The sequence below is a fragment of the Streptomyces sp. NPDC087901 genome (assembly GCF_044742205.1).
Classification (GTDB): Bacteria; Actinomycetota; Actinomycetes; order Streptomycetales; family Streptomycetaceae; genus Streptomyces.
The window spans coordinates 20,764-45,994 of record NZ_JBIUUC010000011.1; the positions used below are offsets into that span (position 1 = coordinate 20,764).

Consider the following 25,231-nt stretch of genomic DNA (forward strand, 5'->3'; position numbering starts at 1 on the left):
CGCGATGGGCCTGGGGCCCTGGTCGCTTGGGTGTGGTGTGCAGCCCGACGTGCCGGCGGCGGGGCGTGGCACCCCCGGTGTGCTGAGGTGGGAGCGGGGATCAGGCGCGCAGGCGGAGGCCTCTCGGGGTGGCGAGGAAACCCGCCGACTCCAGAGTGCGGCCGAGGGGTGAGGTCAGGGACGAGGCGCCGTTGGTGCGCTCGACCGTGACCGTGCCGAGGGCTCCGGCGCGGGCAGAGGCGGCCAGGGCGGCCGCGGCGGCCCGAAGCGCGGGGTCGTCCGGATCGGTCGGCCAGGCCAGCAGTGTCTTGCCGCCGCGCTCCATGTAGAGCGTCAGCTCACCGTCGACCAGGACCACGAGGGAGCCTGCCTTGCGCCCGGGCTTGTGCCCGGCCCCGGCCGGCGGCTCAGGCCACGGCAGGGCCGCGCCGTAGGCGTTGGCGGGGTCGGCCGCGGCGAGGACCAGAGCACGGGGATCCGCGCCCGGCTCCGTGCGGTCGCGGGCGGTGGCGGCCGCACGGAGCCGGTCGACCGCGCCGTCCATGGCGAACTGCGCCGCCCCCAGACCCTCCACGACGTAGCCGCGGCGCGCCTGCCCGTTGTCCTCGAAGGCGGACAGCACTCGGTACGCGGCAGAGAAGCCGCCCTCGACGCCCTCGGCCTGGACCGCGCCGCGGGTCACCACGCCATGCCGGTCCAGGAGGGTGCGCGCGAGGGCGTGGGCCCGGTGCGTGGGCTCGGGTTCGGAGGGCGGCAGCAGGGACCAGCGGCCCGACACCGTGGGCGGACCGGTGCGCGAGACGGGGCGTGCCGCAGCCGTCAGTGAGCCGTAGCGGCCGCGCGGAACACTGCGTTTGGCGCGGTGCGCGGTCGACCCCGCCGTGCGCCCGGAGCCGAGCAGTGCACGCAGCGGGGCGAGTGTGTCGTTGGTGAGCCGGCCGGACCAGGCGAGGTCCCAGAGGGCGTCCGCCAGTTGCGGGTCGGTGGAGTCAGGGTGTGTGGTGGCGCGGACCTGATCGGCGATCTGGCGGAAGAAGAGCCCGTACCCACCGCTCAGCGTGGTCAGCACGGATTCGTGCAGCGCGCTGAGCTCGAGCGGACGAGGGGGAGGCAGGAGCAGGGGCGCGCTGTCGGCCGGATAGAGGGAGAGCCAGCCGTCCTTGCCTGGGAGGGCGCCCGCACCGGCCCACACGACCTCGCCGGTGGTGGTGAGTTCGTCCAGGAGCGCGGGGGAGTAGCCGCTGACGCGGCTCGGCAGGATGAGCTTCTCCAGCGCGGACGCGGGGACGGGCGCGCCCTGCAACTGCTCGATGGCACGCGCCAGTCCGTCGATTCCGCGCAGGCTGCTGCTGCCGAGATGCTGCCACTGGGGGAGGAACCCCGCCAGCGCGGCGGGAGGCACCGGCTCCAGCTCATGGCGGAGCGCGGCGAGCGAGCGGCGCCGCAGCCGCCGCAACACCGTGGCGTCGCACCACTCCTGGCCGATTCCGGCGGGGTGGAATTCGCCCTGGACGATCCGGCCCGAGGCCGCGAGCCGTTGCAGTGCCCCGTCGGTGACGGCGGTGCCGAGACCGAACCGGGCGGCAGCCGCGGTGGAGGTGAACGGGCCGTGCGTACGGGCGTAGCGGGCGAGGAGATCGCCGAGGGGGTCCTTCACCGGTTCGGTGAACGCCTCGGGGACGCCGACCGGAAGCGCCGTGCCCAGGGCGTCGCGCAGCCGGCCCGCGTCCTCGATGGCCGCCCAGTGATCGCCGCCGCCGATCCGGACCCGGATGGCGCGGCGTGCCGACGCCAGCTCCTGCGCCCACTGGGGCTCGGCGCCGCGCTCGGTCAGTTCCGAATCGGTGAGCGGGCCCAGGACCCGCAGAAGATCGGCGACCCCTTCGATGTCCTTGATCCGGCGGTCTTCCGCCAGCCACTGGAGCTCCTGCTCCAGCTCGGTCAGGACCTCGGCGTCGAGCAGCTCGCGCAACTCCGCTCGGCCGAGCAGCTCGGCCAGGAGATGGGAGTCGAGCGAGAGCGCGGCGGCCCGCCGCTCGGCCAGGGGCGAGTCGCCCTCGTACAGGAACTGCGCGACGTAGCCGAACAGGAGCGAGCGGGCGAACGGGGAGGGTTCCTGGGTGGTCACCTCGACCAGGCGGATCCGGCGGGCTTCCAGGTCGCTCATCACCTCGGTGAGCCCGGGGACGTCGAAGACGTCCTGGAGACATTCGCGGACCGCTTCGAGAACGATGGGGAACGAGCCGAACTCGGAGGCGACCTGGAGGAGCTGGGAGGCCCGCTGGCGCTGCTGCCACAGCGGTGTGCGCTTGCCGGGACTACGCCGGGGCAGCAGCAGCGCGCGGGCCGCGCACTCGCGGAACCGGGATGCGAACAGGGCGGAGCCGCCGACCTGGTCCGTGACGATCTGCTCGATCTCGCCCTTGTCGAAGGCCACATCGGCGGCGCCGACGGGGGGCTGGTCACTGTCGAGGGCTGCGTTGGCCGGGGGGAGCGGCGCGGCGCCGGGGTCCTGGACCGAGCCCTGTACGGGGTCGAAGTCGAGGAGGTCCAGACCCATCATGTCCGCGTCCGGAAGCCTCAGCACGATGCCGTCGTCGGCATGCATGACCTGGGCATCCATGCCGTACCGCTCGCCGAGGCGGGCACTGAGGGCGAGCGCCCACGGGGCGTGCACCTGGGCGCCGAAGGGGGAGTGCACAACGACGCGCCAGTCGCCCAGCTCGTCGCGGAAACGCTCGACGAGGATGGTCCGGTCGTCCGGCACGTGGCCGCAGGCCCGGCGCTGCTCGTCGATGTAGGACAGCACGTTGTCCACGGCCCAGGTGTCCAGGCCCGCGGCCAGCAGCCGCTGCCGGGCGTCCTCGGGGGACAGCCCGCCGAGCTCGCGCAGGAAGGCCCCCAGCGCACGCCCCAGCTCCAGCGGACGGCCCAGCTGGTCGCCCTTCCAGAACGGCAGCCGTCCCGGAACGCCAGGGGCAGGCGAGACCAGGACCCGGTCGCGGGTGATGTCCTCGATCCGCCAGGACGTGGTGCCCAGCGTGAAGACATCGCCCACCCGGGATTCGTACACCATCTCCTCGTCCAGCTCTCCGACCCGGCCGCCGCCCTTCTTGGGGTCGGAGCCCGCCAGGAAGACCCCGAAGAGCCCGCGGTCGGGGATGGTGCCGCCGGAGGTGACGGCGAGCCGCTGGGCGCCGGGGCGGCCTGTGACCGTACCGGCGACCCGGTCCCAGACGACGCGGGGACGCAGCTCGGCGAAGGCGTCGGACGGATAGCGGCCGGCGAGCATGTCGAGCACGGCGGTGAACGCCGACTCCGGGAGCGAGGCGAAGGGGGCGGCCCGGCGGGTCACCGCCAGCAGGTCGTCCACCTGCCAGCTGTCCAGGGCGACCATCGCGACCAGCTGCTGGGCCAGCACATCCAGCGGATTGGACGGGATCCGCAGCGCCTCGATGGACCCCTCGCGCATCCGCTCGGTGACCACGGCCGCCTGCACCAGATCGCCCCGGTACTTCGGGAAGACGACCCCGGTGGAGACCGCGCCCACCTGGTGCCCGGCACGGCCGACCCGCTGCAGTCCGGAGGCGACCGACGGCGGTGACTCCACCTGGATCACCAGGTCGACCGCACCCATGTCGATGCCCAGCTCCAGGCTGGAGGTGGCGACCACAGCGGGCAGCCGGCCCGCCTTGAGGTCCTCCTCGACCTGGGCGCGCTGCTCCTTGGAGACCGATCCGTGGTGGGCCCGGGCGAGGAGCGGCGGCGCGCCCTTCGCCGCGCCGGACTCCGCCATGACCTCGGCGGGGGAGTGGGCCTCGGGCATCGTCTCGCCGGTGGCGCGCTCGTACGCGATCTCGTTGAGCCGGTTGCAGAGCCGCTCGGCGAGACGGCGGGAGTTGGCGAAGACGATCGTGGAGCGGTGGGACTGGACGAGATCCGCGATCCGCTCCTCCACATGCGGCCAGATCGACGGTTTGTCCGCCTGGCCGGAGGAGTCCGGGTCGGTGGCGGGGGAACCGCCGAGCTCCCCCAGGTCCTCGACGGGCACGACCACCGACAGATCGAACTGTTTGGTGGACGGCGGCTGGACGATCTCCACCCTCCGCTGCGGCGAGAGGAAGCGTGCGACCTCGTCGACCGGACGGACCGTGGCCGACAGGCCGATCCTTCGGGCCGGCCGGGGAAGCAACTCGTCGAGCCGCTCGAGCGACACGGCGAGATGGGCGCCCCGCTTGGTGCCCGCGACCGCGTGCACCTCGTCGAGAATCACCGTTTCGATGCCGGCCAGCGCCTCCCGCGCCGAGGACGTCAGCATCAGGAAGAGGGACTCGGGAGTGGTGATCAGGATGTCCGGCGGCCGCGTCGCCATCGATCGACGCTCGGCGGGCGGGGTGTCGCCGGAGCGGATACCCACCCGGACCTCGGGCTCGGGCAGCCCCAGGCGCGCCGATTCCTGGCGGATACCGGTCAGCGGCGAGCGGAGATTGCGCTCCACGTCGACGGCGAGGGCCTTGAGGGGCGACACGTAGAGCACACGGCAGCGCTTCTTCGCCTCGGCGGGCGGCGGGACCGCGGTCAACTGGTCCAGGGCGGCGAGGAAGGCGGCCAGGGTCTTTCCCGATCCGGTAGGCGCGACGACCAGGACGTCCGACCCCTCACCGATCGCCCGCCAGGCGCCTTCCTGCGCGGCTGTGGGCGCGCTGAAGGCCCCCGTGAACCAGCTGCGGGTCGCGGGGGAGAACGAATCGAGTGCGGAGCCGGTCATGTCCCCCATCGTGCACCCCGCCACTGACAACGGCTGCGGAGACGGCCCGGCCGGCGCCGTGCAGCCGTCCGTGACCGAGGCCGCGACGCCCTCGGCCGGCGCTTGGGCCGATGTCCCCCGGGGCTCGCGACGACGGTCGTTGCGCCGATGTCCCCGGGCCCCGCGAACTGCGAGAATTCGACCATGGCAGCAGTATCGGGACCGGCGGAATGGGCGAGGCACTGGCAGTACGCGGAACTGCCCGACCTCGACCTGCTGCGGGCCCGCTACATCCGCCACACCTTCCCCCGCCACAGCCACGAGGGTTATGTGTTCGGCACCATCACCCAAGGTGTCGAGGACGTCGGGCTGCCCGGCGGAACGATCCACGCGGGGCCCGGCACCGTCGTCATGATCAATCCGGAGGTCACGCACACCGCCCGCGCCGGTGTGCCCGAGGGGTGGGTGTACGCCACGCTCTACCCGTCCTCCCAGGTGATCAACGACATCGCGGCCGATACGACGAACCTGCGCGGCACGGTCGGCTTCACGGAGACCGGAGTCGTCGATCCGTACGCGGCCCGGCTGATCGGGGAGGTCCACCGCGCGGCGGAGGAGGGAAACGCACTCGCGGCGGACAGCGTGCTGCGGGTCATGGTCACGCGTCTGCTCACCCGGCACGGCAGTGCGCTGCCCGCCGGCACGGCCAGGGCGGCCGGCGTGCGGGACGCGACGCGTGCCCGTGCCGTACTGGAGAGCAGGATGACCGAGCCGCCCACCCTGGAGGCACTGGCCACCGAACTCGGCACGAGCCCGTTCGCCCTGCTCCGTGCCTTCAAGAAGCAGTACGGGATGCCGCCGCACACCTGGCTCACCGACGCCCGGGTCCGGCGTGCACGGCGGATGCTCGACGCGGGCACCACCCCCGCCGAGGCTGCCGCCGCGGTCGGCTTCACCGACCAGCCGCATCTCAACCGCCATTTCACCCGGATCGTGGGGGTGCCACCCGGCGCCTACCGGCGCGAACGCGCAAGAACGTACAAGACCGGCCCCGACCTGCCCGGATAGCGTGCCGGACGTGGCAGAACAGACAGCACCCCCTCAGAACGCGGTCGGCCCGCCCGACAGCAGTGCGAGCACCGCCGGTGCCAAGCCGGACGCCGCCGTCGTACGTGACGCTCTCGGCGTCGGCATGGCCGTCGGTCTCTCAGGCTTCGCCTTCGGCGTCACCTCGGCCGGATCCGGGCTGAGCCTGCTGCAGACCTGCGCGCTCAGCCTCCTCGTCTTCACCGGCGCCTCGCAGTTCGCTCTGGTGGGCGCACTTGCCGCCGGCGGCAACCCGTACACCGCGGCGGCCGGCGCCTTCTTCCTCGGCGTACGCAACTCCTTCTACGGCCTGCGGCTGTCGCAGCTTCTCGCGCTCCCGCGGGCCGTGCGCCCCTTCGCCGCCCAGTGGGTGATCGACGAGACGACGGCTGTGACGCTGCCCCAGCCCACCCGGCGGGCTGCCCGGATCGGCTTCACCGTCACCGGGCTCACGCTCTATGTGCTGTGGAACCTCACCACGCTGGTCGGTGCGCTGGGTGCCGAGGCGCTCGGCGACACCGCCGCCTGGGGGCTGGACGCGGCAGGTCCCGCCGCCTTCCTCGCCCTGCTCGCACCGATGCTGAGGAGCACGACGGAGCGGGTCACCGCCGCGCTCGCCGTTCTGCTCGCCCTCGGTCTGCTGCCGGTACTGCCCGCCGGGGTGCCCGTACTGCTGTCCGCGCTCGCGGCGCCCGTCGTCCTCTTTCTGACGGGACGCGACAAGGACACGGCGCCGGGCCCGAGGGAAGCCCGGGATGCCGGGGATGCCGGGGATATCGGGGATGTCGGGCAACAGTGCACCACCACGCCGGAGGACGGCCGATGAACGTCTGGATCGCCATCGCGCTGACCGCCGTCGGCTGCTACCTCGCCAAGCTCCTCGGCCTTCTGGTGCCGGCCGGCGCCCTGGAGCGCCCCCTCGTGCAGCGTCTCGCCGCCCTTCTGCCGGTGGCTCTGCTGGCCGCTCTGACCGCGCAGCAGGCCTTCGGCGACGGACAGCAGCTGGTGCTCGACGCCAAGGGCGCGGGCCTCGCCGCAGCGGCTCTCGCCCTCGTCCTCCGCGCGCCCTTCCTCGTCGTCGTGGGAGTGGCCGTGGCCGTCACCGCCGGCGTGCGCGCGCTCGGCTAGCCGGCGCACACGGACGGTCCCTGCTCGGCGTGGTCAATCCAGGCCGCGCCCGTACGCCCGCAGGGTCTGCAGGGCTCTGAGCGTGACCAGGGGGCGCCCCTCCAGGGCGGTTCCCGGCGCCCACTGCCGCCAGGTCACCGGCCAGCCGCCGTCCGCCTCCTGCCCGGCCGCCAGATGGTCCAGCGCGCGATCCATCTCCGCGTCGGTGAACCAACGCAGGGCGAGCGATTCGGGCGCGCGGGCGTAGTCGTACGAAAAGTGCTGCTCACTTGGCGCATATCCGGGCGCCACCGGATACTCCGCGCGCCGTTCCGGGTTCAGGACGGCGAGCCGCTGGTCGCGCACCAGGCGTCCGAGCCGGTCGGCCGCGGCCTCGGCGCGTGGCCGGTCCGGCGCACCGTCGAGGAAGGCGACCGCGGCCTCGATCTCATAGGGGTGCGACACCTCCAGTGCGTCGACGGCCGCCCAGCAGAAGTCGGTGGCCCGGAACAGCCAGGCGTGCCACACCGAATTGCGGTGGAGCAGCCCGACGACGGGCCCGGTGACCAGGAGCTCGGCAGGGGGATGGTCGACGATCGGGATGAACGGCGCGGCCGGGTAGCCGCGTTGTGAGGGAAGCAGAGCAGGTAAGGCTCCCTCCTTGGTGGACACGGCGGTGAGGAATCGGCAGATGCGTTCCACCCGGAGCCCGCCGCAGCGGTCGATGGAGTCGAGGACGCTCAGCGCGTGTGCGGTGTGCAGCGGCTGACTGACGGGGCCGCGCAGATCGGGTTCGAGCGCGTGCCCGTACCCGCCGTCCTCGTTGAGATAGGCGGCGAGCGCCGTTTCCACGGCGTCCGCACTTCCCTTCAGGAAGTGATGGGCGAATCGCCGCTGCTCGAGGACACGGGCCGTGAGCCAGATGAACTGCTCGGCACGGTTGAGGGGACTTGTTCCGGTTCCAGCCATGGACCGACCGTAGGACGGTAAGCGCTCTCGGCAAGGCCGGGCGGCCCGGCTGCACTCTCAGGAGCGGGATACTGGTGGCATGCGGTTGACGATTTTCTGGGAACGGATGGCGGACCACTTCGGCGCGGGATACGCCGATTCCTTCGCGCGTGACCATGTGATGGCGGAGCTCGGCGGGCGCACGGTGTGGCAGGCCCTTGACGAGGGGTGGGAGGCCAAGGACGTCTGGCGCGGGGTCTGCACGGCGGTCGGCATCCCCGCGGACAGACGCTGAGGCGCAGGCCGGCGCGGCGCGGCGGAGGCCCGTCTTCCGGGGTGCGCGCCCGGTTGTCCCAGCAGTAGGCGAGACTTGCTCCGTGGCACCGACAGACGAGACAGCTCAGACCCAGCCGCCCCCCACCCCGCCCGTCCCGCCGGCCGCGCCACCCGCCCCGCCGTCCGGCACGGGGAGTGCCCGCATGCCCGGCTGGCTGCCGCGTGCCATGGTGCTGGCGCTGGCGCTCTACGCCTGCTTCCGGCTCGGCAGCTGGGCGTTCGACCAGCTCATCGGCCTGTTGATCAATGTGCTGATCGCCTTCTTCCTGGCGCTCGCGATCGAGCCCGCGGTGAGCCGGATGTCGGCTCGCGGCATGCGCAGGGGCTTCGCCACCTTCCTGGTCTTCCTCGGCGTGCTGATCGCCGGCGCAGGATTCGTCGTGCTGCTCGGTTCGATGCTCGCGGGCCAGATCGTCGACATGGTGGAGGACTTCCCGAAGTACCTCGACTCGGTGATCAACTGGGTCAACCAGACCTTCCACACGGAGCTCTCCCGCGTCGAGGTGCAGGACAGCCTGCTGCACTCCGACTGGCTGCAGAAGTACGTCCAGAACAGTGCGACCGGCGTACTCGACGTGTCCACCACGGTCCTCGGCGGCCTGTTCCGACTGCTGACGATCTTCCTGTTCTCGTTCTACTTCGCGGCCGACGGCCCCCGGCTGCGCCGCGCACTGTGCTCCGTCCTCCCGCCCGCCCGCCAGGCGGAAGTGCTGCGGGCCTGGGAGATCGCGGTCGACAAGACGGGCGGATATCTCTACTCGCGTGGCCTGATGGCGCTCATCTCAGGCATCGCGCACTACATCCTGCTGCTGGCCCTCGGCGTGCCGTACGCGCCGGTGCTCGCGGTCTGGGTCGGGCTCGTCTCGCAGTTCATCCCCACGATCGGTACGTATCTGGCGGGCGCGCTGCCGATGCTGATCGCGTTCACCGTCGACCCCTGGTACGCGTTGTGGGTCCTCGGATTCGTCGTGGTGTACCAGCAGTTCGAGAACTACGTGCTGCAGCCCAAGCTGACCTCGAAGACCGTCGACATCCACCCGGCGGTCGCCTTCGGCTCGGTCGTCGCCGGTACGGCACTGATGGGGGCCGTCGGTGCGCTGATCGCCATCCCGGCCGTGGCCACGCTGCAGGCCTTCCTCGGCGCCTATGTGAAGCGCTACGACGTCACGGACGATCCCCGGGTGCACGGACGCCATCAGTGGCGGCGCGGCGAATCGCTGTCCGTGCGGCTGCGCCGGCTCTGGCGTGCCCCTGAGGGCGAGGCCGAGGACGCGCAGGGAGAAGGCGAGGAGGGAGAAGGCGAGGAGGGTCAGGGCGAGGAGGGACGGGGCCCGGGCCCTCAGTCGCGCTCCTGAGGCGTGGGGTGCCTCCGGGCTGCGTTGTCCCCTTACGGCCGGTATTCGGTATGGCGTCGCTCACGTGTCATTGACTCCCCGGTTCGCCGATGCTAGGGCGCTATCCTTGGGGCGAGTCGGTGCGGCGTGGTGCGCTTGACACCAAAATCGAACATCCGTTCTCATGGGATTCCGGCCGGGTTTTCCCGGGCTCGACCGTGGAGTTGTCCACAGGCCGGGAGGACGTCGAGGCCCATTGTCAGTGGCAGGGGTTAGCGTCTTTGACGTGAAGCGATCGACTCAAGCAAATCGGGTGGAACCCATGGCAGGAAACGACCGCGAGAAGGCGCTGGACGCCGCACTCGCACAGATTGAACGGCAATTCGGCAAGGGCGCGGTGATGCGCCTGGGCGAGCGGCCGAACGAGCCCATCGAGGTGATCCCCACCGGCTCGACCGCGCTCGACGTCGCGCTCGGCGTCGGCGGCCTGCCGCGCGGCCGTGTGGTGGAGGTGTACGGGCCGGAGTCCTCCGGTAAGACGACGCTGACGCTGCACGCCGTGGCGAACGCGCAGAAGCTCGGCGGCACGGTGGCCTTCATCGACGCGGAGCACGCACTCGACCCGGAGTACGCGAAGCGGCTCGGTGTCGACATCGACAACCTCATCCTGTCCCAGCCGGACAACGGTGAGCAGGCTCTCGAGATCGTGGACATGCTGATCCGCTCGGGCGCCCTCGACCTGATCGTCATCGACTCCGTCGCGGCCCTGGTGCCCCGTGCGGAGATCGAGGGCGAGATGGGCGACTCGCACGTCGGTCTGCAGGCCCGTCTGATGAGCCAGGCGCTCCGGAAGATCACCAGCGCGCTCAACCAGTCCAAGACCACCGCGATCTTCATCAACCAGCTCCGCGAGAAGATCGGTGTGATGTTCGGCTCGCCGGAGACCACCACCGGTGGCCGCGCGCTCAAGTTCTACGCCTCGGTGCGCCTCGACATCCGACGGATCGAGACGCTCAAGGACGGCACCGACGCCGTCGGCAACCGCACCCGCGTCAAGGTCGTCAAGAACAAGGTCGCGCCGCCCTTCAAGCAGGCCGAGTTCGACATCCTCTACGGCCACGGGATCAGCCGCGAGGGCGGACTGATCGACATGGGCGTGGACAACGGCTTCGTGCGCAAGGCCGGCGCCTGGTACACGTACGAGGGCGACCAGCTCGGCCAGGGCAAGGAGAACGCCCGCAACTTCCTCAAGGACAACCCCGATCTCGCCGACGAGATCGAGAAGAAGATCCTGGAGAAGCTGGGCGTCGGTGTGCGGCCCGAGACTGCATCGGCCGAGCCCGGCGCGGACGCCGCAGGAGCCGCAGCGGCTCCGGCCGACGGCGCCGCGAAGTCGGTGCCCGCTCCGGCCGGCAAGGCCAAGCCGGCCAAGACGGCGGCGGCCAAGAGCTAGACCGTGACGCGTCGTACGGAGTGGCCGGGCAGCGCCGCAGAATCCGGCGCGGGTCCCGGCCCCGAATCCGCCGCCGGACACACCACCGGATCCGATGGCGAATCCGACCTCTTCCACGAGCCGGCAACGGGGGCCGGCGAGGGCAGAGGCACGGGTTCGGGGAATGGATTCGGCGAGGGGGCCGGGCGCCGTTCCCGCTCCCGTTCCAGAAGCAGCGGCTCCCCTTCCTCGTCGAGGGCCGAGAAGGGGGAGCCGCGGGACCCGGTCGAGCAGGCGCGCAACATCTGCCTGCGGCTGCTCACCGGGACCGCGCGCACCCGCCGGCAGCTCGCGGATGCCCTGCGCAAGCGGGAGATCCCGGACGAGGTGGCCGAAGAAGTGCTGTCGCGTTTCGAGGACGTCGGGCTGATCGACGACGCCGCGTTCGCCGGTGCCTGGGTGGAATCCCGGCACCACGGCCGCGGTCTGGCCCGCCGCGCGCTCGTCCGTGAGCTGCGGACCAAGGGCGTGGACGCCTCCGTGATCGACGAGGCCGTCGGTCAGCTCGACTCCGAGCAGGAGGAGGAGACGGCGCGTGAGCTCGTCGCACGCAAGCTCCGGTCCACCCGGGGCCTGGAACGCGACAAGCGGATTCGCCGCCTTGCGGGGATGCTCGCCCGCAAGGGGTACGGGGAGGGAATGGCCCTGCGGGTGGTGCGCCGGGCCCTGGAGGAGGAAGGCGAGGACACCGAGGGGCTGGACGACCCGTTCTGAGTGTCACCGGCAGCTCGTTCAGAGCGTCACGGTCCGGTCCGGTTCTCAGCGCGCTCGCGCTCGTTCGGTTGGTTGCCTCCGGTTCGGTCCGGTCACGTCGTACCCGTTCGCCGTTGGCCGGCCGCTACTGCCCGGCGCGGGCGGCACGGCTGATGGTGGCGTCGATCAGGGCGAGAGCGTCCGCGGCTGTGCGCCCCGGGTAGCGGTTCCAGGGCCCGATCAGTCCGGTCCAGCCCTGGGAGCGGAGTTCGGAGATCAGCCAGGCGCCGGCCCGGTCGACGGTGTGCACCGATCCGTATCCCAGGCGGTGCGCAGTGAGCATGGCGCCGCAGACGCATCGGGCACCCCGGGCGTTACGGAGCCGGTAGGGGGTGTTCTGCCAGCCCCATTCGGTGAGGATCTGCCGTGCATGGGCGAGGTGGACGGAGGGTCGCACCTCCGGCTGTCCGATGCGGCGCCAGGCATGGAGCCGGTCGGGCAGTACGGCACCGAGACGCCCGGGAAGCGGACGCTCGCGCGGAAGGGCCGCGGGCAGCGCGCGCACCGTGTCGGCGATGAGCTGATCCACAGGCACGGACAGCAGACTGCGCCAGTCGCCCGAGGGGGCTGGCCTCGCCTGCGCGTCTTCGGGTGAGACGGGGTGCGGGGGCTCCGGGGCAGTGAGTTCCCAGCCCGTGACGATCTGCTGCCAGGCCTCCGTGTCGTGGAGGCGAGCGGCCTGGACGTCGAGTTCGTCGGGGGTGAGGGCGGTGGTCGGCATGGGTGCGGGCTCCCCGTCGTAGCGGTGGCATGGCGACGCCGTAGCGGTGCTTGGCGTTGAGCCGAATGTCCGTCCGGCCCGCGGTTCGCTCCACCGGAGCAAGGCCAAATGGGTGTGTTGCTACGGATTCCGGGGATCCCGCCGGTGATTCCCACCGGGCATCCCACCGGTGATTCGAAGCGGTTGATCAAAGCTGGGGAAGGGACCCGGGCGGCGGCGGGGACACGAGCCGACGGATCGTGGCCGGGGGGCGTGCGCGGCCACGGCGCGGGGCCCGGCCCGGTCGTGGCGCGGCCCCGCCTCGGCGCGGCGCGGGGCCTGGCCCGGTCACGCGCGAGGCCCCGGCGCGAGGCCACGGCGCGGCCCCGCCTCGGCCACGGCGCTTGGCCGCCCGGCCACGGCGCGGGTGCCCCCCTTCCTTGGTCATGGCACGGGGGAAAGCCCCCCTACGAAGACGCCGGAACGCTCCAGTGCACAGGTATCTGTGCACAGAGCAGTGTGTGATGCATGCCAGAGAAGCCCGGTGGTACCGAGATCACGGAGCTGGCCGCCCTCAAGGCCCTCGCCCAGCCGCGACGCCAGCAGATCCTTCAACACCTCACCCTGCACGGCCCCGCGACATCGGCGCTCCTTGCCCGCGCTCTGGGCCTGAACACCGGGGCCACCAGCTACCACCTGCGCGAACTGGCCCGGTACGGCTTCGTCGCCGACACCGTGCCGCAGGAGCCGGGTGCGCGCAGGGCGCGATGGTGGCGGGCCGTTCCCGGTGACCGCCGGTTTCCGCCGCCGTCCCGCCGGACACCCGGGATGCGGGTCGTCATGGACGAGCTGAACCGCCATGCGTACGCCGCCGATCTCGCGCTCTTCGAGCGGCTCCAGCGCGAGAGCGGTGCTGCGGTGACCCGGGGCGCCGACGAGCGGGACGCCGACGGATGGGCCGACGGCCATACCTACTCACGCGGCTCGCTGCGGCTCACGCTCCCCGAACTCCAGGAGTTCTTCGAGGAGTACATCGCGTTGATGAACCGCTACAAGCGCCCCGACGCAGAGACCCCGCCGGGCGCCCGCACGGTCCACACCCGCCTGCTCGCCTTCCCCGGGCCGGGCAACGAGGCCCTCGGATCTGGAGATGCCTCCACGGACGACAACAGCACAGAGACGGACGCATCATGATGCTGCGCTATGCCCTGCGGACGATCCGCCACCGCAAAGGGGGATTCCTCGGAGCGCTACTTGCCCTCATGTGCGCCGCCGCACTCGTCACCGCCTGCGGCACCCTCCTGGAGACGGGCCTGCGCGGACGGATCGCCACCGAGCGCTACGCCGCGACGCCCCTCCTCGTCTCCGCGGACCAGAACGTCCACCGGACCACCGTGAAGCACAAGGGCAACGGGAAGACGAAGGTCAAACACAAGGCCAAGCCGGTCGCCGAACGCGCCTGGCTCCCCGCCACCGCTGCCGACCGGATTCGCACCCTGGAGGGTGTGCGGGCGGTCGTTCCCGAACTCACCTTCCTCGCCGAGCCCCTGGGACTCCCCGGCCACGCGGGAGGCAGCGCCCTGCCCTCGTACGGCCACTCCTGGGACTCCGCCCCGCTCACCCCGTTCGCCCTCACCGCAGGCCGTGCCCCGGCTTCCGCCGATGAGGTCGTGATCGACCGGGGACTCAGCGAGCGGGCAGGCCTCACGACCGGCGACCGGCTCACCGTGCAGTCCACCCGGGCTCCTCGCACCTACCGTGTCAGCGGCATCGCCGCCCCGGACGGGCACGGCGAACTCCGGCAGCAGACCTCGCTGTTCTTCTCCACGGCGGAGGCCCGACGCCTTGCCGCCCGCCCCGGCCAGGTCTCCGCACTGGGCGTGCTGCCCGCGGCCGGTGTGGACACCGACCGGTTGAAGCAGCAGGTCGCGCAAGCCCTCAAGGGCACCACCGCCCAGGTCTCGACGGGAGACGAACGCGGCCCGGTGGAGTTCCTGGATGCCGCGGCCGCACGGGTCAAGCTGGTCTCCATGGGTGGTGCCATGGGCGGCACCTCGCTGCTGGTCGCGGTACTCGTGGTCGTCGGGACCTTCGCGCTCTCCATCCAGCAACGCCACCGCGAACTGGCGCTGCTGCGTAGCATCGCCGCCACGTCACGGCAGATCCGCCGCCTGCTCGGCCGTGAGGCGCTGGTGGTGGGTGCCGTCGCCGGCGCGCTGGGCGCGCTTGCCGGGCTGCCGCTGGCCGACTGGCTGCACAGTCGATTCATCGACATGGGCGTGGTTCCGGCGACGCTGGAGCGGACGGCCGGGATCTTTCCCGCCTGCGCCGCCCTCGCCGTCACACTCCTCGGTGCCTGGGCCGCCGCCCGCATCTCCGGCCGTCGTATCGCCCGCCTCCGGCCCGCCGAGGCCATGGCCGAGTCCGCGGTCGAGCGCCGCCGCCCGGCACGGGGCCGCATCGCCGCCGGTCTGGTCCTGCTCATCGGCGGCGGGGTGCTCGTCGCCGTACTGAGCATCCTGCACACCGAGGCCGCCTCGACACCGGTGACCTTCCTGGCCGTGGTGGTGCTGGCCACGGCGGTGTCGCTGCTCGGCCCGCTCCTTGTCCGAGGGGCCGCCGTTCTGCTGGCAGGCGTGCTCCGGGTGGCCGGACACGTCGGCATCCTGGCCACGGCGAACATCCGCGGGCACTCCACCCGGATGGCCTCCGTCGTCACCCCGCTCACCCTGCTCATCGGCATGACCTGCACGGTTCTCTTCGTCCAGCCGACGCTCGGCGACGCCGCCCTGGCCCAGGCCCGTGAGGGCGTCCGTGCCACCTGGGTGCTGGGCGCGCAGGGCCCCGGCGTGCCGGCGGATGCCGCCGAGGCGGCCCGTTCGACGCCCGGGGTCACCGCCGCGACGGAGGTTGTCCGCACGACCGTCCGGGTCGGGCTCACCAAGTACCCGGCCCAGGGAGTCACCCCAGCAGGTCTCGCACACACCTGGGACCCCGACGTGACGGGCGGGTCGCTCGCTTCGTTCGCCGCGGACTCCCGCTCCGCCGCGATCAGCGAACTGGCCGCCGACCAGCTGGGCCTGCGCCCCGGCAGCGAACTGAACCTGCACCTCGGCGACGGCACCCCCGCCACCCTCACGGTCGCGGCCGTTTACCGCCGCGGGCTGGGCTTCGGCGATCTGACGCTTCCGCACGACCTGCTCGCCCAGCACATGGACAATCCCCTAGCGGCGACCGTCCTGGTCGCAGGCGACGCGAGCCGCGGCGAACTGGCGGCCGTGGTACGGAAGTTCCCGGGCGTCACGGTTGTCCCGCCTGCCGCAGCCGACCGGCTCCAGGTGGACCGTCAGCAGGAGAACGCCGAGGTCAATCTGCTCGCCATGGGGCTGGTCCTGGCCTTCACCGCCATCGCCGTCGTCAACACGCTCGCCATGTCGGTCTCCGAGCGGCTCAAGGAGTTCGCGCTCCTCAGGCTGGCCGGGGCGACCCGCCGACAGGTGCTGCGGATGCTCCGTATCGAGGCACTGTCGGTCCTGCTCGTCGCTGCCGCTCTCGGCACCGGGATCGCGCTCGCCGTACTGACCGCCTTCAGCATCGGGATGACGGGCGGTGCGGCGCCCACCATGAGGCCACTGTCGTACGCGGCCGTGGTGGGCGCCGCCGCGCTGCTCGCCCTGATCGCGACGGCACTGCCCGGCCGGCTGGCCCTGAAGGCCCGCCCGGTCGAGGCCGTCACGAGCCGGTGACCGACGGCCCGGGAGCCTCCCCGGGCCGGTGAGGCTCCCGGCCGCACCTCGACCGGGAGCCTGCCGGGCTTCATGCCTCGACCGGGAGCCTGCCAGGGCCCCGGTCCGGAGAGGCCAACGGTCCGGAGAGACCACCGGTCCGGAGCGGTCACCGGTCCGAAGCGGTCACCGGTCCGGAGAGGCCCCTGGTCCAGAGAGGCTCGCGGTCCGCCCCCCGGTCACACCTCGACCGGGAACCCCGCCGCGCGCCAGGCCTGGAAGCCGCCGATCAGGTCCGTCGCCCGGTACAGCCCGAGCCGGTGCAGCGACTCGGCGGCGAGGCTCGACGCGTACCCCTCGTTGCAGATCACCACCACCTGCAGACCGTGGCTCACGGCCTCCGCCGCGCGGTGGCTGCCCTGCGGGTCCAGCCGCCATTCCAGTTCGTTGCGCTCGACGACCAGAGCCCCGGGAATCAGCCCGTCCCGCGCCCGCAGTTCCGCGTAGCGGATGTCCACGAGCAGGGCGCCCTCCGCGGCCGCAGCCTTCGCCTCCTGTGGTCCGAGCCGTTCGTATCCGGCCCGGACCCGTTCCAGGAGCTCGTCGATCCCGACCTGGTCGTCCCCACCCTCGTGCCGCACGTCGCTCACTGCCAGTCCTCCGGGCGTTCGGTCTGCTCGAGGCGGAGCACCGCGCCGGTGCGGCTGTAGCGCCGGATCTGAGGCAGCGGCGGGTAGTACGCGTGGACGGAGACGGCGTGCTCCGTGACGGACTCGTTCAGCACCTCGTGGACGTGGTGCCGGCCGAACGCCTTGCCCTGACCTGCGGTCAACTCCCGTGACCGGTCGATGTCCTCGGCCAGCTCGAGGGTCTTCCAGCCGTCGGTGGGCAGCCGCGCCGCGAGCGAGTGTTCCTTCAGCGTGCCGGCCGCGGTGAGGAAGGCGCCGATCGAGTCGGCGTGGTCGTGCCAGCCGGTTCCGGTGCCGGGCGGCCAGCCGATCAGCCAGGCCTCGCTGCCGCCGGGTCCGTCGAGCCGGATCCAGGTACGGCCCTCGGGGTCGAGGGGGAGCGAGCCGATGAGTGCGGTGTCCGCGGCGGTGCGGCGGACGAAGTCGAGCAGTTCCGCGGCGGTCGGACCGGGGTCGGACGTACGTACGGGAACAGGTGAGGGGGAGGCAGACACAGGGACCGTCCTGAGAGTTCGCGTGGACGCCCCGGCCGCACGTCACAGCGCGCGACGGAGCAGGAGAAGGCGATTCAGCAGGACGGGCGACACACACAGCCCGCATAGCGGAGCAGGTCCACATGGACCCTCCGCCACAGGCGCACATCGGTGTCGGTCATGTTCCGGAGTAGACCATGCGCGCCTGCGTCGGTCAATTGACGTCTGCGGTCCGGCCGGAGCGTACGGAGGCGAGGACCGCGCCGCCGCGCGCCGCGTCCGCCGCCGCGAGGAGGTCCGCCGGCCTGACCCCGCCGAACGACTCCACGAGATGGCCGTCCGGCCGGACGAGCAGCACGGTGTGCGCGGATGCACCCGGATAGCTCTCGGTCACCAGCAGCTCGGCCTTCACCGGCATGCCGTCGACCGTCTCGACGAGCCGGGGCATGACCCCGGCCCGCATCCAGTGTCGCCGGTCCCAGACCCCCGTACCCGGCGCCACGAGCACCACGAGCAGATGCCCCTGCCCGAGCCGTTCCCTGAGCCGTACGGGCGTTCCGTCCGGCGCGGTGACCCGTACATCCGCGACCGGCGCACCGGGGGGCGTACCCACGGTGGTGTGCGCCTCGGCGCGTGGGGGCGCAAGGGGGGAATGGGAGTAGGACGGGGGCGCACCGAGAGGGCCACAACCCAGATGCCCGTCGGTGAGCAGCGAATCGTGCCCCCGTGCGCTCCCCGGGACCAGGGTCCGCAGACCCCCGCCGCCCCGCAGTATCGGCAGCGACTGGTCGGCGGCGCGCAGCCGCGAGGCGACCGCCGCCCGGCGCTCGGCCTGGTAGCTGTCGAGGAGCACATCGGACGCGCCCTGATGCCAGGCCAATGCCAGCTTCCACGCCAGGTTCTCGGCGTCCCGGAGCCCCTCGTCGAGCCCCTGGGTGCCGAGGGCGCCCAGCAGATGTGCGGCGTCCCCGGCGAGGAAAGCCCTCTTCACCCGCCACCTCCGGGCGAGCCGGTGGTGGAGCGTGTAGACGCCGGTGTCCAGCAGTTCGTACGGGGGTGTCTCGCCGCACCAGCCCGCCAGGGTGTCCCGGACCCGGGTGACGAGGGCGTCCGGCGTGACGAGTTCGCCACGTGGCGGCAGCAGCCAGTCCAGCCGCCAGACACCGTCCGGGAGCGGCCGCGCGGTGACCTCGGCACCACCGGTGCGCCAGGGCGGCAGCCGGTGCAGTACGGCTTCGCCGGGCCAGGGCAGCTCGGTGCGCAGCGCGGCGACGGCATGCCGCTCCACCGCCGTACGCCCGGGGAACCGGATGTCGAGGAGCTTGCGCACGGTGGACCGTGCCCCGTCGCAGCCGACCAGGTAACTCCCGCGCCACCAGGTGGAACCGGGCTCGCGCGTGTGCACCGTGACCCCGTCCGGGTCCTGCTCCAGCGTGTCGATGCGGCTGAGCCGCGCGGTCTGCACGAGTTCCTGCGCGGCGACCGCGTCCCGCAGCCCCCGCACCAGCGCGTGCTGCGGTACGTGGACGGGGGCGGCCGGCGGATCGCCGTCGGGTGCACCCTCGCCGAGCGGGAGCTCGCGTACCAGCTGCCGGCGCCGCATGGACCGCCAGCCGGACCAGCGCAGGCCCTCGTCCTGGAGCGTCTTGCAGCCGAGCCGCTCCACCAGATCGGCGGTGTCCTCGCGCAGCACGACCGTGCGGGCCGGGCGCGTCTCGTCCTTGCCCGGGTCCTCGTCGAGGAGCACGGACGGCACGCCCTGGGCCGCGAGAGCGAGCGACAGCACCAGGCCGACCGGCCCGGCACCGACGATGATCACCGGGTCCACGGCGCGGCCCCCGGAACACCTGTGGCCGGACGCACGGAGGCGCACGAGCGGAGCGAGGAGGCCGGGGCGGCCCCTGAGACGGAGGGCGGCGTCGAAGGAGATGCGGCAGCGGAGGCTCGGGGCGCGATCACAGAACGTATGCAACCTACTGGGGGTGCGTGCGTCAAGTGACACCGGAACGCGGCGAGGGGCGGTGGCATGTGCGCCACCGCCCCTCGCGCGGAGATCTGTCGACGATGCGTCAGGTGGAGGCCGAGTCCATGACGAGCACCGGCTCACCGACCGTCGTCGGTGCGCCCCCCTCGCCGTCGCTCTTCTTCCTCCGCCGGAGCCGTCGCTCCAGCCAGCTCGCGAACGAGGTGAGGGAGAAGTTCACCGCGATGTAGATCACGGCGATGATCGTGAAGCACGCGATGGTGTTCGCGCCGTAGTTGGCCGACATCGGCCGGACGGACGCCAGCAGTTCGGGGAACGTCATCATCGCGCCACCCAGCGCGGTGTCCTTCACGATCACCACGAGCTGGCTGACGATCGCGGGCAGCATGGCGGTGACCGCCTGCGGCAGCAGAACGAAGACCATGGTCTGGCCCTTGCGCATGCCGATCGCCTTGGCCGCGTCGGTCTGCCCCTGGGGGAGCGTCAGGATGCCTGCGCGCACGATCTCGGCGAGCACCGAGGCGTTGTAGAGCACCAGACCGGTGATCACGGCGTACAGGGGACGGGTGTCGGTGTCGATGTTCGTGTACTCGGAGTACACGGCGTTCGCGATGATCATCAGGATCAGTACCGGAATGGCGCGGAAGAACTCCACGACCACACCGGACGGAGCCCGCAGCCACCGATGGTCCGAAAGCCGGCCGATCCCGAACAGGGCGCCCAGCGGCAGCGCGATGATCAGTGCGAAGAACGCGGCCTTGAGCGTGTTCTGAAGCCCCGGCCAGAGGTACGTCTCCCACGGCTGGGAGCTGGTGAAGAACGGCTTCCACTTGATCCAGTCGAGCTGGTGCTTGGAGGCGAGGCCGTCGTACACCCACCACACCGCGGCCGCCGCGGCGAGCACGAACAGCACGGTGTACAGGATGTTGCGCCGCTTGGCGCGCGGCCCCTGGGCGTCATAGAGGACGGAGCTCATCGCTTCACCGCCACCTTCTTGCTCACCCAGCCGAGAAGGAGGCCGGTCGGGAGGGTCAGGACGACGAAGCCGAAGGCGAACACCGCAGAGATCAGGATCAGCTGGGCCTCGGCCTCGATCATGCCCTTCATCAGGTACGAGGCTTCCGCCACCCCGATCGCCGACGCGACGGTGGTGTTCTTCGTCAGGGCGATGAGTACGTTGGCCAGCGGATTGACCACCGACCGGAACGCCTGCGGAAGAATGATCAGCCGCAGCACCTGGGTGAAGCTGAGCCCGAGGGCGCGCGCGGCCTCGGCCTGACCGACCGGGACGGTGTTGATGCCGGACCGCAGCGCCTCGCACACGAAGGCAGCGGTGTAGGCGCTCAGCGCGAGCACCGAGAGCCGGAAGTTGATGTCTGTGAAGTCGCTGGCGCCGAGCTTGACGTTGAGCGTCTGGAACAGGCCCAGCGACGAGAAGAGGACGATCACGGTCAACGGAATGTTCCGGACCACGTTCACATAGCCGGTCGAGAAACCGCGCATCAGGGGGACCGGGCTGACCTTCATGCCGGCCAGCAGCGTTCCCCATATGAGGGAGCCGAGGGCGGAGTAGACGGTGAGTTGCACCGTCACCCAGAAGGCCCCCAACAGGTCGTAACCATCAAGAAAGTCGAACACGATCTCCCGCGCTTCCGCGTGTAGGAGGGCACGGCGCGCCGCCGTCAGTGGCGGCGCGCCCGGTCAGCCCTGCTTCACTTGACGACGTTGCCGATCTTCGGAGCTTCTTCGTTCTTGTAGCCCGCCGGACCGAAGTTGGCTTCCACGGCCTTGTCCCACGAGCCGTCCGAGACCATCTTGGTGAGCGCGTCGTTGATCTTCTTCTTGAGGTCGGCGTCGCCCTTCTTCAGGCCGATGCCGTAGTTCTCGTTGGTCATCTTGAAGCCGGCCAGCTTGAACTTGCCCTTGTTGGCGTCCTGGGCGGCGTAACCGGCCAGGATGCTGTCATCGGTGGTCAGCGCGTCAACAGCCTTGTTCTCCAGGCCGGTCAGGCACTCGGAGTAGCCGCCGTACTCCTGGAGCTGCGCCTTCGGGGCCAGCGTGTCGTGGACGTTCTTCGCCGAGGTCGAGCCGGCGACCGAGCAGAGCTTCTTGTTGTTCAGGTCCTCGGGCGACTTGATGGAGTCGTCGTCCGCGCGGACCAGGATGTCCTGGTGGGCAAGGAGGTACGGACCAGCGAAGTCGACCTTCTGCAGCCGCTCGTCGTTGATCGAGTACGAGGCGGCGATGAACTTCACGTCGCCGCGGTCGATCGCCGTCTCGCGGTCGGCGCTCTTGGTCTCCTTGAAGTTGATGTCCTTGGCGTCGTAGCCCAGTTCCTTGGCCACGTACGTGGCGACATCGACGTCGAAGCCGGTGAACTTGCCGTCCGGGGTCTTCAGGCCGATACCCGGCTGGTCGATCTTGATGCCGATCGTGATCTTCTTGCCGCCGCCCGAACCGGACGCGTCGTCCTTGTCGTCGGAACCACAGGCGGTAGCGGTCAGGGCGAGGGCGAGCACGGCGGCCGAGGCGGCGGTGACCTTACGAAGCTGCATGGTGAGTTTCCCTAGAGTTGACGCGATGTGAGTGATCAGCCGGTCAGGAAACCGGCGCCGAAGGCTCCATCAGTGGTGAAGGATCTTCGACAGGAAGTCCTTGGCCCGGTCACTGCGCGGGTTGCTGAAGAACTGGTCGGGCGTGGCCTCTTCGACGATCTTCCCGTCCGCCATGAAGACGACCCGGTTGGCCGCGGAACGCGCGAAGCCCATCTCGTGGGTGACGACGACCATGGTCATGCCGTCGCGGGCGAGCTGCTGCATGACCTCCAGCACCTCGTTGATCATCTCCGGGTCGAGCGCGGAGGTCGGCTCGTCGAAGAGCATGACCTTCGGGTCCATCGCCAACGCCCGTGCGATCGCGACACGTTGCTGCTGGCCGCCGGAGAGCTGGGAGGGGTACTTGTCGGCCTGCGTCCCGACGCCCACCCGGTCGAGCAGTGAACGCGCCTTGTCCTCGGCCGCCTTCTTGTCCGCCTTGCGGACCTTGAGCTGGCCGAGCGTCACGTTCTCCAGCACCGTCTTGTGTGCGAAGAGATTGAACGACTGGAAGACCATGCCGACATCGGCACGCAGCCTCGCCAGCTCCTTGCCCTCTTCGGGCAGAGGCTTTCCGTCGATCGAGATCGCGCCCGAGTCGATCGTCTCCAAGCGGTTGATCGTGCGGCACAGCGTGGACTTCCCGGACCCGGAGGGTCCGATGACGACCACGACCTCGCCACGGGCGATCGTCAGGTCGATGTCCTGGAGCACATGCAGCGCGCCGAAGTGCTTGTTGACGTTGCTCAGGACAACCAGGTCGCCGCCGGGCGCGGGTGCAGCGTCCTCGGCGCCCTTGGTCACTGAAACTCCGCTCATCGGCTTCTTGCTCCGTCCTCCTCGGTTGGGAAGGACCTTAGTGACGCAGTGCGACCAGCGTCATTACATCTGAGCGGAAATTGAGCATAACGATCCGGCGGCAACCGGACACTCCGTGTGAACAGGGCGCCTTGCGGGGCCCCGGGGCGTACCGGGTGCATAACGGAAACCCGGATGTAACGGGCGGGCACTTGACTGGCCCACCGGTCATCGGAGTGGATGCCCTGATACACCCTGACGTGAAACGCCCCGGTACGGGGAAGTGACCAGGGGTGTACGTGCCCGCACAGACACCGCGCATACGGAGAGAGAGGGGGGCCATGAGACTGCTGCTCGTCGAGGACGACAACCACGTCGCCGCCGCCCTGTCCGCGATCCTCGCGCGGCACGGCTTCCAGGTGGTGCACGCCCGCAGCGGCGAGGAGGCCCTGCAGGCGCTCCTTCCCACCGACACGGAACCCTTCGGTGTAGTGCTCCTCGACCTCGGCCTGCCCGACCAGGACGGATACGAGGTCTGCGGGAAGATCCGCAAGCGCAGCTCCGTACCCGTGATCATGGTGACGGCGCGGGCCGATGTCCGCTCACGGATCCACGGACTCAACCTCGGCGCCGACGACTACGTGACCAAGCCGTACGACACCGGTGAGCTCCTCGCCCGCATCCACGCCGTCAGCCGGCGCAAGACGGGCAACGAGGACACCGCTCCCACGCCCGTCGCAGCGCTGCGCCTGGGGCATGTGCACATCGAGCTTCCGACCCGCCGGGTCAGTGTCGACGGGAGCGAAGTCCAGCTCACCCGCAAGGAGTTCGATCTGCTCGCGCTGCTCGCCCAGCGGCCCGGGGTGGTGTTCCGCCGGGAACAGATCATCAGCGAGGTGTGGCGTACGAGCTGGGAGGGGACGGGACGCACCCTGGAGGTGCATGTCGCCTCCCTGCGCTCCAAGCTGCGGCTGCCCGCCCTGATCGAGACCGTGCGCGGGGTCGGCTACCGCCTCGTCGCACCGTCCGCGTAGAAGGCGTACGTCCTGTTGCGTACCCGGCTGCTTCCACTCCTCATCGTCCTCATGGCGGCCGTCCTGCTCGCGCTGGGCTTCCCGCTGGCCGTCAGCGTGGCGGCGGCCCAGCAGCAGGGCGTCGTGATCGACCGCATCGACGACACGGCACGCTTCGCCGCACTCGCCCAGTTCATCACCGAGCGCACCAGCGGCTACGACGAGCGGCGCCGTACGCTCCAGGGCGAGCTGGAGACGTACGACTCCGTGTACGGCATCCGGGCCGGCGTCTTCTACCGCGACGACTCCGCGATGGCCAAGGCGCCGGGGGCCTGGCGGCTGCCCGTCGAGGGCGAGGGCCGCGAGGCGTTCAACGAGGCGCTGCTCGGCCGCCGCAGCCACGATCCGCCCCAGGTCTGGCCCTGGCAGGACGGCCGGGTGGTCGTCGCCTCTCCCGTCGTGCGGGACGGCGATGTGATCGCCGTCGTCGTCATCGACTCGCCCACGGGCCAGATGCGCGCCGCCACGCTCCGCGGCTGGCTGCTGATCGCCGCGGGCGAGGTGATCGCGATGCTGGTGGCCGTCGGAGCCGCGAACCGGCTCACCGGCTGGGTCCTGCTCCCCGTGCGGACGCTGGACGCCGCCGCCCACGACATCGCCAGCGGCCGGATGCGGTCCCGGGTGGCGGCGTCGGGCGGGCCCCCGGAACTCAGGCGCCTGGCCCGTTCGTTCAACGAGATGGCCGACAACGTCGAGGACGTGCTGGAGCAGCAGCGCGCCTTCGTCGCGGATGCCTCGCACCAGTTGCGCAATCCACTGGCGGCACTGCTGCTGCGGATCGAGCTGCTCGCCCTCGAACTGCCCGAGGGCAACCAGGAGATCGCCTCCGTGCGTACGGAAGGCAAGCGCCTCGGCCAGGTTCTCGACGACCTGCTCGATCTGGCGCTGGCCGAGCACACCGGTGCGGATCTGCAGCTCACGGACATAGGAGCACTCAGCTCCGAACGGGTCGCCTCCTGGCGGCCGGTGGCCGAGGAGAAGGGTGTACGGCTGCGGGCGGACGGCTTTTCGGCCGTCACCGCCTGGGCGGATCCCATCGCCCTGTCGAGCGCTCTCGACGCCATCATCGACAACGCCCTCAAGTTCACCCCCGAGGACGAGGAGGTCCGGGTCACGGTCGCCTCCGACAGCACCTGCGTCACCGTCGTCGTGGCGGACGGCGGACCGGGGCTCACCGAGCAGGAGATGGAGCGCGTCGGTGACCGGTTCTGGCGCAGTTCCCAGCATCAGAACGTACGGGGGTCCGGCCTCGGCCTCTCCATCTCCAAGGCGCTCCTCGCCGCGAGCGCAGGCTCTCTGTCCTGCGCGCGGAACGAACCGCACGGGCTGCGCGTGACGGTCTCGGTGCCGCGCAACGGGCCGCAGGGCTGAGGCGCCGGGCCACCGGGGCAG

At 71.1% G+C, this 25,231-nt stretch carries 22 protein-coding genes; 11 read left to right on the top strand and 11 right to left on the bottom strand.

What is annotated here, in order from left to right:
* Nucleotides 1-100 precede the first annotated feature (100 nt).
* The gene (locus ACIOEW_RS28715) at nucleotides 101-4,768 is read right to left on the bottom strand and encodes a DEAD/DEAH box helicase (protein WP_362549251.1); all 4,668 of its coding nucleotides are present in this window, start codon (nucleotides 4,766-4,768) and stop codon (nucleotides 101-103) included.
* Nucleotides 4,769-4,951: 183 nt separating this feature from the next.
* Here ACIOEW_RS28715 and ACIOEW_RS28720 point away from each other — a divergent pair, with 183 nt between their 5' ends.
* Genes ACIOEW_RS28720 through ACIOEW_RS28730 form a run of 3 tightly spaced genes read left to right on the top strand, consistent with a single transcriptional unit; the run spans nucleotide 4,952 to nucleotide 6,961 of the window.
* Complete coding sequence (locus ACIOEW_RS28720) at nucleotides 4,952-5,815, top strand: AraC family ligand binding domain-containing protein (protein WP_401967108.1); 864 nt, start codon at nucleotides 4,952-4,954, stop codon at nucleotides 5,813-5,815.
* Between the two features lie 10 nt (nucleotides 5,816-5,825).
* On the top strand, nucleotides 5,826-6,659 hold the full coding sequence (locus ACIOEW_RS28725) for an AzlC family ABC transporter permease (RefSeq protein ID WP_401967111.1): 834 nt from the start codon (nucleotides 5,826-5,828) through the stop codon (nucleotides 6,657-6,659).
* Nucleotides 6,656-6,961, top strand: coding sequence for an AzlD domain-containing protein (locus ACIOEW_RS28730; RefSeq protein ID WP_401967113.1), 306 nt, complete (start codon nucleotides 6,656-6,658; stop codon nucleotides 6,959-6,961). The genes ACIOEW_RS28725 and ACIOEW_RS28730 overlap by 4 nt, the downstream gene beginning before the upstream one ends.
* Nucleotides 6,962-6,994: 33 nt before the next feature.
* On the opposite strand, the gene ACIOEW_RS28735 is transcribed toward ACIOEW_RS28730, so the two are convergent.
* Entirely contained in the window at nucleotides 6,995-7,909 is a 915-nt protein-coding gene (locus ACIOEW_RS28735) for a hypothetical protein (protein WP_401967116.1), read from the bottom strand.
* A gap of 79 nt (nucleotides 7,910-7,988) precedes the next feature.
* On the opposite strand from ACIOEW_RS28735, the gene ACIOEW_RS28740 reads away from it, so the two are divergent.
* From ACIOEW_RS28740 to recX, 4 genes are all read left to right on the top strand, one after another.
* Nucleotides 7,989-8,183 (top strand): DUF3046 domain-containing protein, encoded by a 195-nt coding sequence (locus ACIOEW_RS28740; protein ID WP_362549265.1) that lies wholly within the window; start codon nucleotides 7,989-7,991, stop codon nucleotides 8,181-8,183.
* A gap of 184 nt (nucleotides 8,184-8,367) precedes the next feature.
* The gene (locus ACIOEW_RS28745; RefSeq protein ID WP_401967118.1) at nucleotides 8,368-9,579 is read left to right on the top strand and encodes an AI-2E family transporter; all 1,212 of its coding nucleotides are present in this window, start codon (nucleotides 8,368-8,370) and stop codon (nucleotides 9,577-9,579) included.
* Between the two features lie 301 nt (nucleotides 9,580-9,880).
* Nucleotides 9,881-11,011 (top strand): recombinase RecA, encoded by a 1,131-nt coding sequence (gene recA, locus ACIOEW_RS28750; RefSeq protein WP_362549271.1) that lies wholly within the window; start codon nucleotides 9,881-9,883, stop codon nucleotides 11,009-11,011.
* Between the two features lie 3 nt (nucleotides 11,012-11,014).
* Nucleotides 11,015-11,764, top strand: a complete 750-nt coding sequence (gene recX, locus ACIOEW_RS28755; RefSeq protein ID WP_362549274.1) for a recombination regulator RecX — start codon at nucleotides 11,015-11,017, stop codon at nucleotides 11,762-11,764.
* 124 nt (nucleotides 11,765-11,888) lie between these two features.
* Here the strand turns inward: recX and ACIOEW_RS28760 are convergent, their stop codons facing one another.
* Complete coding sequence (locus ACIOEW_RS28760) at nucleotides 11,889-12,524, bottom strand: hypothetical protein (RefSeq protein WP_401967122.1); 636 nt, start codon at nucleotides 12,522-12,524, stop codon at nucleotides 11,889-11,891.
* 507 nt (nucleotides 12,525-13,031) lie between these two features.
* Between ACIOEW_RS28760 and ACIOEW_RS28765 the strand changes: the two genes are divergently transcribed.
* Together ACIOEW_RS28765 and ACIOEW_RS28770 are read left to right on the top strand one after the other, a co-directional pair.
* Entirely contained in the window at nucleotides 13,032-13,697 is a 666-nt protein-coding gene (locus ACIOEW_RS28765) for an ArsR/SmtB family transcription factor (protein WP_401967124.1), read from the top strand.
* The gene (locus tag ACIOEW_RS28770) at nucleotides 13,694-16,249 is read left to right on the top strand and encodes an FtsX-like permease family protein (protein ID WP_401967126.1); all 2,556 of its coding nucleotides are present in this window, start codon (nucleotides 13,694-13,696) and stop codon (nucleotides 16,247-16,249) included. The genes ACIOEW_RS28765 and ACIOEW_RS28770 overlap by 4 nt, the downstream gene beginning before the upstream one ends.
* Before the next feature lie 218 nt (nucleotides 16,250-16,467).
* On the opposite strand, the gene ACIOEW_RS28775 is transcribed toward ACIOEW_RS28770, so the two are convergent.
* The 8 genes from ACIOEW_RS28775 to ACIOEW_RS28810 form a co-directional block, all read right to left on the bottom strand.
* Nucleotides 16,468-16,878, bottom strand: a complete 411-nt coding sequence (locus tag ACIOEW_RS28775; protein WP_401967129.1) for a rhodanese-like domain-containing protein — start codon at nucleotides 16,876-16,878, stop codon at nucleotides 16,468-16,470.
* Nucleotides 16,875-17,411, bottom strand: coding sequence for a cysteine dioxygenase (locus tag ACIOEW_RS28780; RefSeq protein WP_362549289.1), 537 nt, complete (start codon nucleotides 17,409-17,411; stop codon nucleotides 16,875-16,877). The genes ACIOEW_RS28775 and ACIOEW_RS28780 overlap by 4 nt, the downstream gene beginning before the upstream one ends.
* 74 nt (nucleotides 17,412-17,485) lie before the next feature.
* Complete coding sequence (locus ACIOEW_RS28785; protein WP_362549525.1) at nucleotides 17,486-17,572, bottom strand: putative leader peptide; 87 nt, start codon at nucleotides 17,570-17,572, stop codon at nucleotides 17,486-17,488.
* Nucleotides 17,573-17,604: 32 nt separating this feature from the next.
* On the bottom strand, nucleotides 17,605-19,218 hold the full coding sequence (locus ACIOEW_RS28790; protein WP_401967132.1) for an FAD-dependent monooxygenase: 1,614 nt from the start codon (nucleotides 19,216-19,218) through the stop codon (nucleotides 17,605-17,607).
* 241 nt (nucleotides 19,219-19,459) lie between these two features.
* Complete coding sequence (locus ACIOEW_RS28795; RefSeq protein WP_401967135.1) at nucleotides 19,460-20,350, bottom strand: amino acid ABC transporter permease; 891 nt, start codon at nucleotides 20,348-20,350, stop codon at nucleotides 19,460-19,462.
* Nucleotides 20,347-21,012: an amino acid ABC transporter permease gene (locus ACIOEW_RS28800; RefSeq protein WP_362549298.1), complete on the bottom strand. Its 666-nt coding sequence runs from the start codon at nucleotides 21,010-21,012 to the stop codon at nucleotides 20,347-20,349. Before ACIOEW_RS28800 ends, ACIOEW_RS28795 begins: the two co-directional genes overlap by 4 nt.
* Nucleotides 21,013-21,086: 74 nt before the next feature.
* Nucleotides 21,087-21,929, bottom strand: coding sequence for a glutamate ABC transporter substrate-binding protein (locus tag ACIOEW_RS28805; protein WP_362549301.1), 843 nt, complete (start codon nucleotides 21,927-21,929; stop codon nucleotides 21,087-21,089).
* Nucleotides 21,930-21,998: 69 nt separating this feature from the next.
* Nucleotides 21,999-22,787 (bottom strand): amino acid ABC transporter ATP-binding protein, encoded by a 789-nt coding sequence (locus tag ACIOEW_RS28810; RefSeq protein ID WP_350997293.1) that lies wholly within the window; start codon nucleotides 22,785-22,787, stop codon nucleotides 21,999-22,001.
* 320 nt (nucleotides 22,788-23,107) lie between these two features.
* On the opposite strand from ACIOEW_RS28810, the gene ACIOEW_RS28815 reads away from it, so the two are divergent.
* Both ACIOEW_RS28815 and ACIOEW_RS28820 read left to right on the top strand, forming a co-directional pair.
* Nucleotides 23,108-23,800, top strand: coding sequence for a response regulator transcription factor (locus tag ACIOEW_RS28815; RefSeq protein WP_356322011.1), 693 nt, complete (start codon nucleotides 23,108-23,110; stop codon nucleotides 23,798-23,800).
* A gap of 15 nt (nucleotides 23,801-23,815) precedes the next feature.
* On the top strand, nucleotides 23,816-25,210 hold the full coding sequence (locus ACIOEW_RS28820) for a HAMP domain-containing sensor histidine kinase (protein WP_362549305.1): 1,395 nt from the start codon (nucleotides 23,816-23,818) through the stop codon (nucleotides 25,208-25,210).
* Nucleotides 25,211-25,231 lie beyond the last annotated feature (21 nt).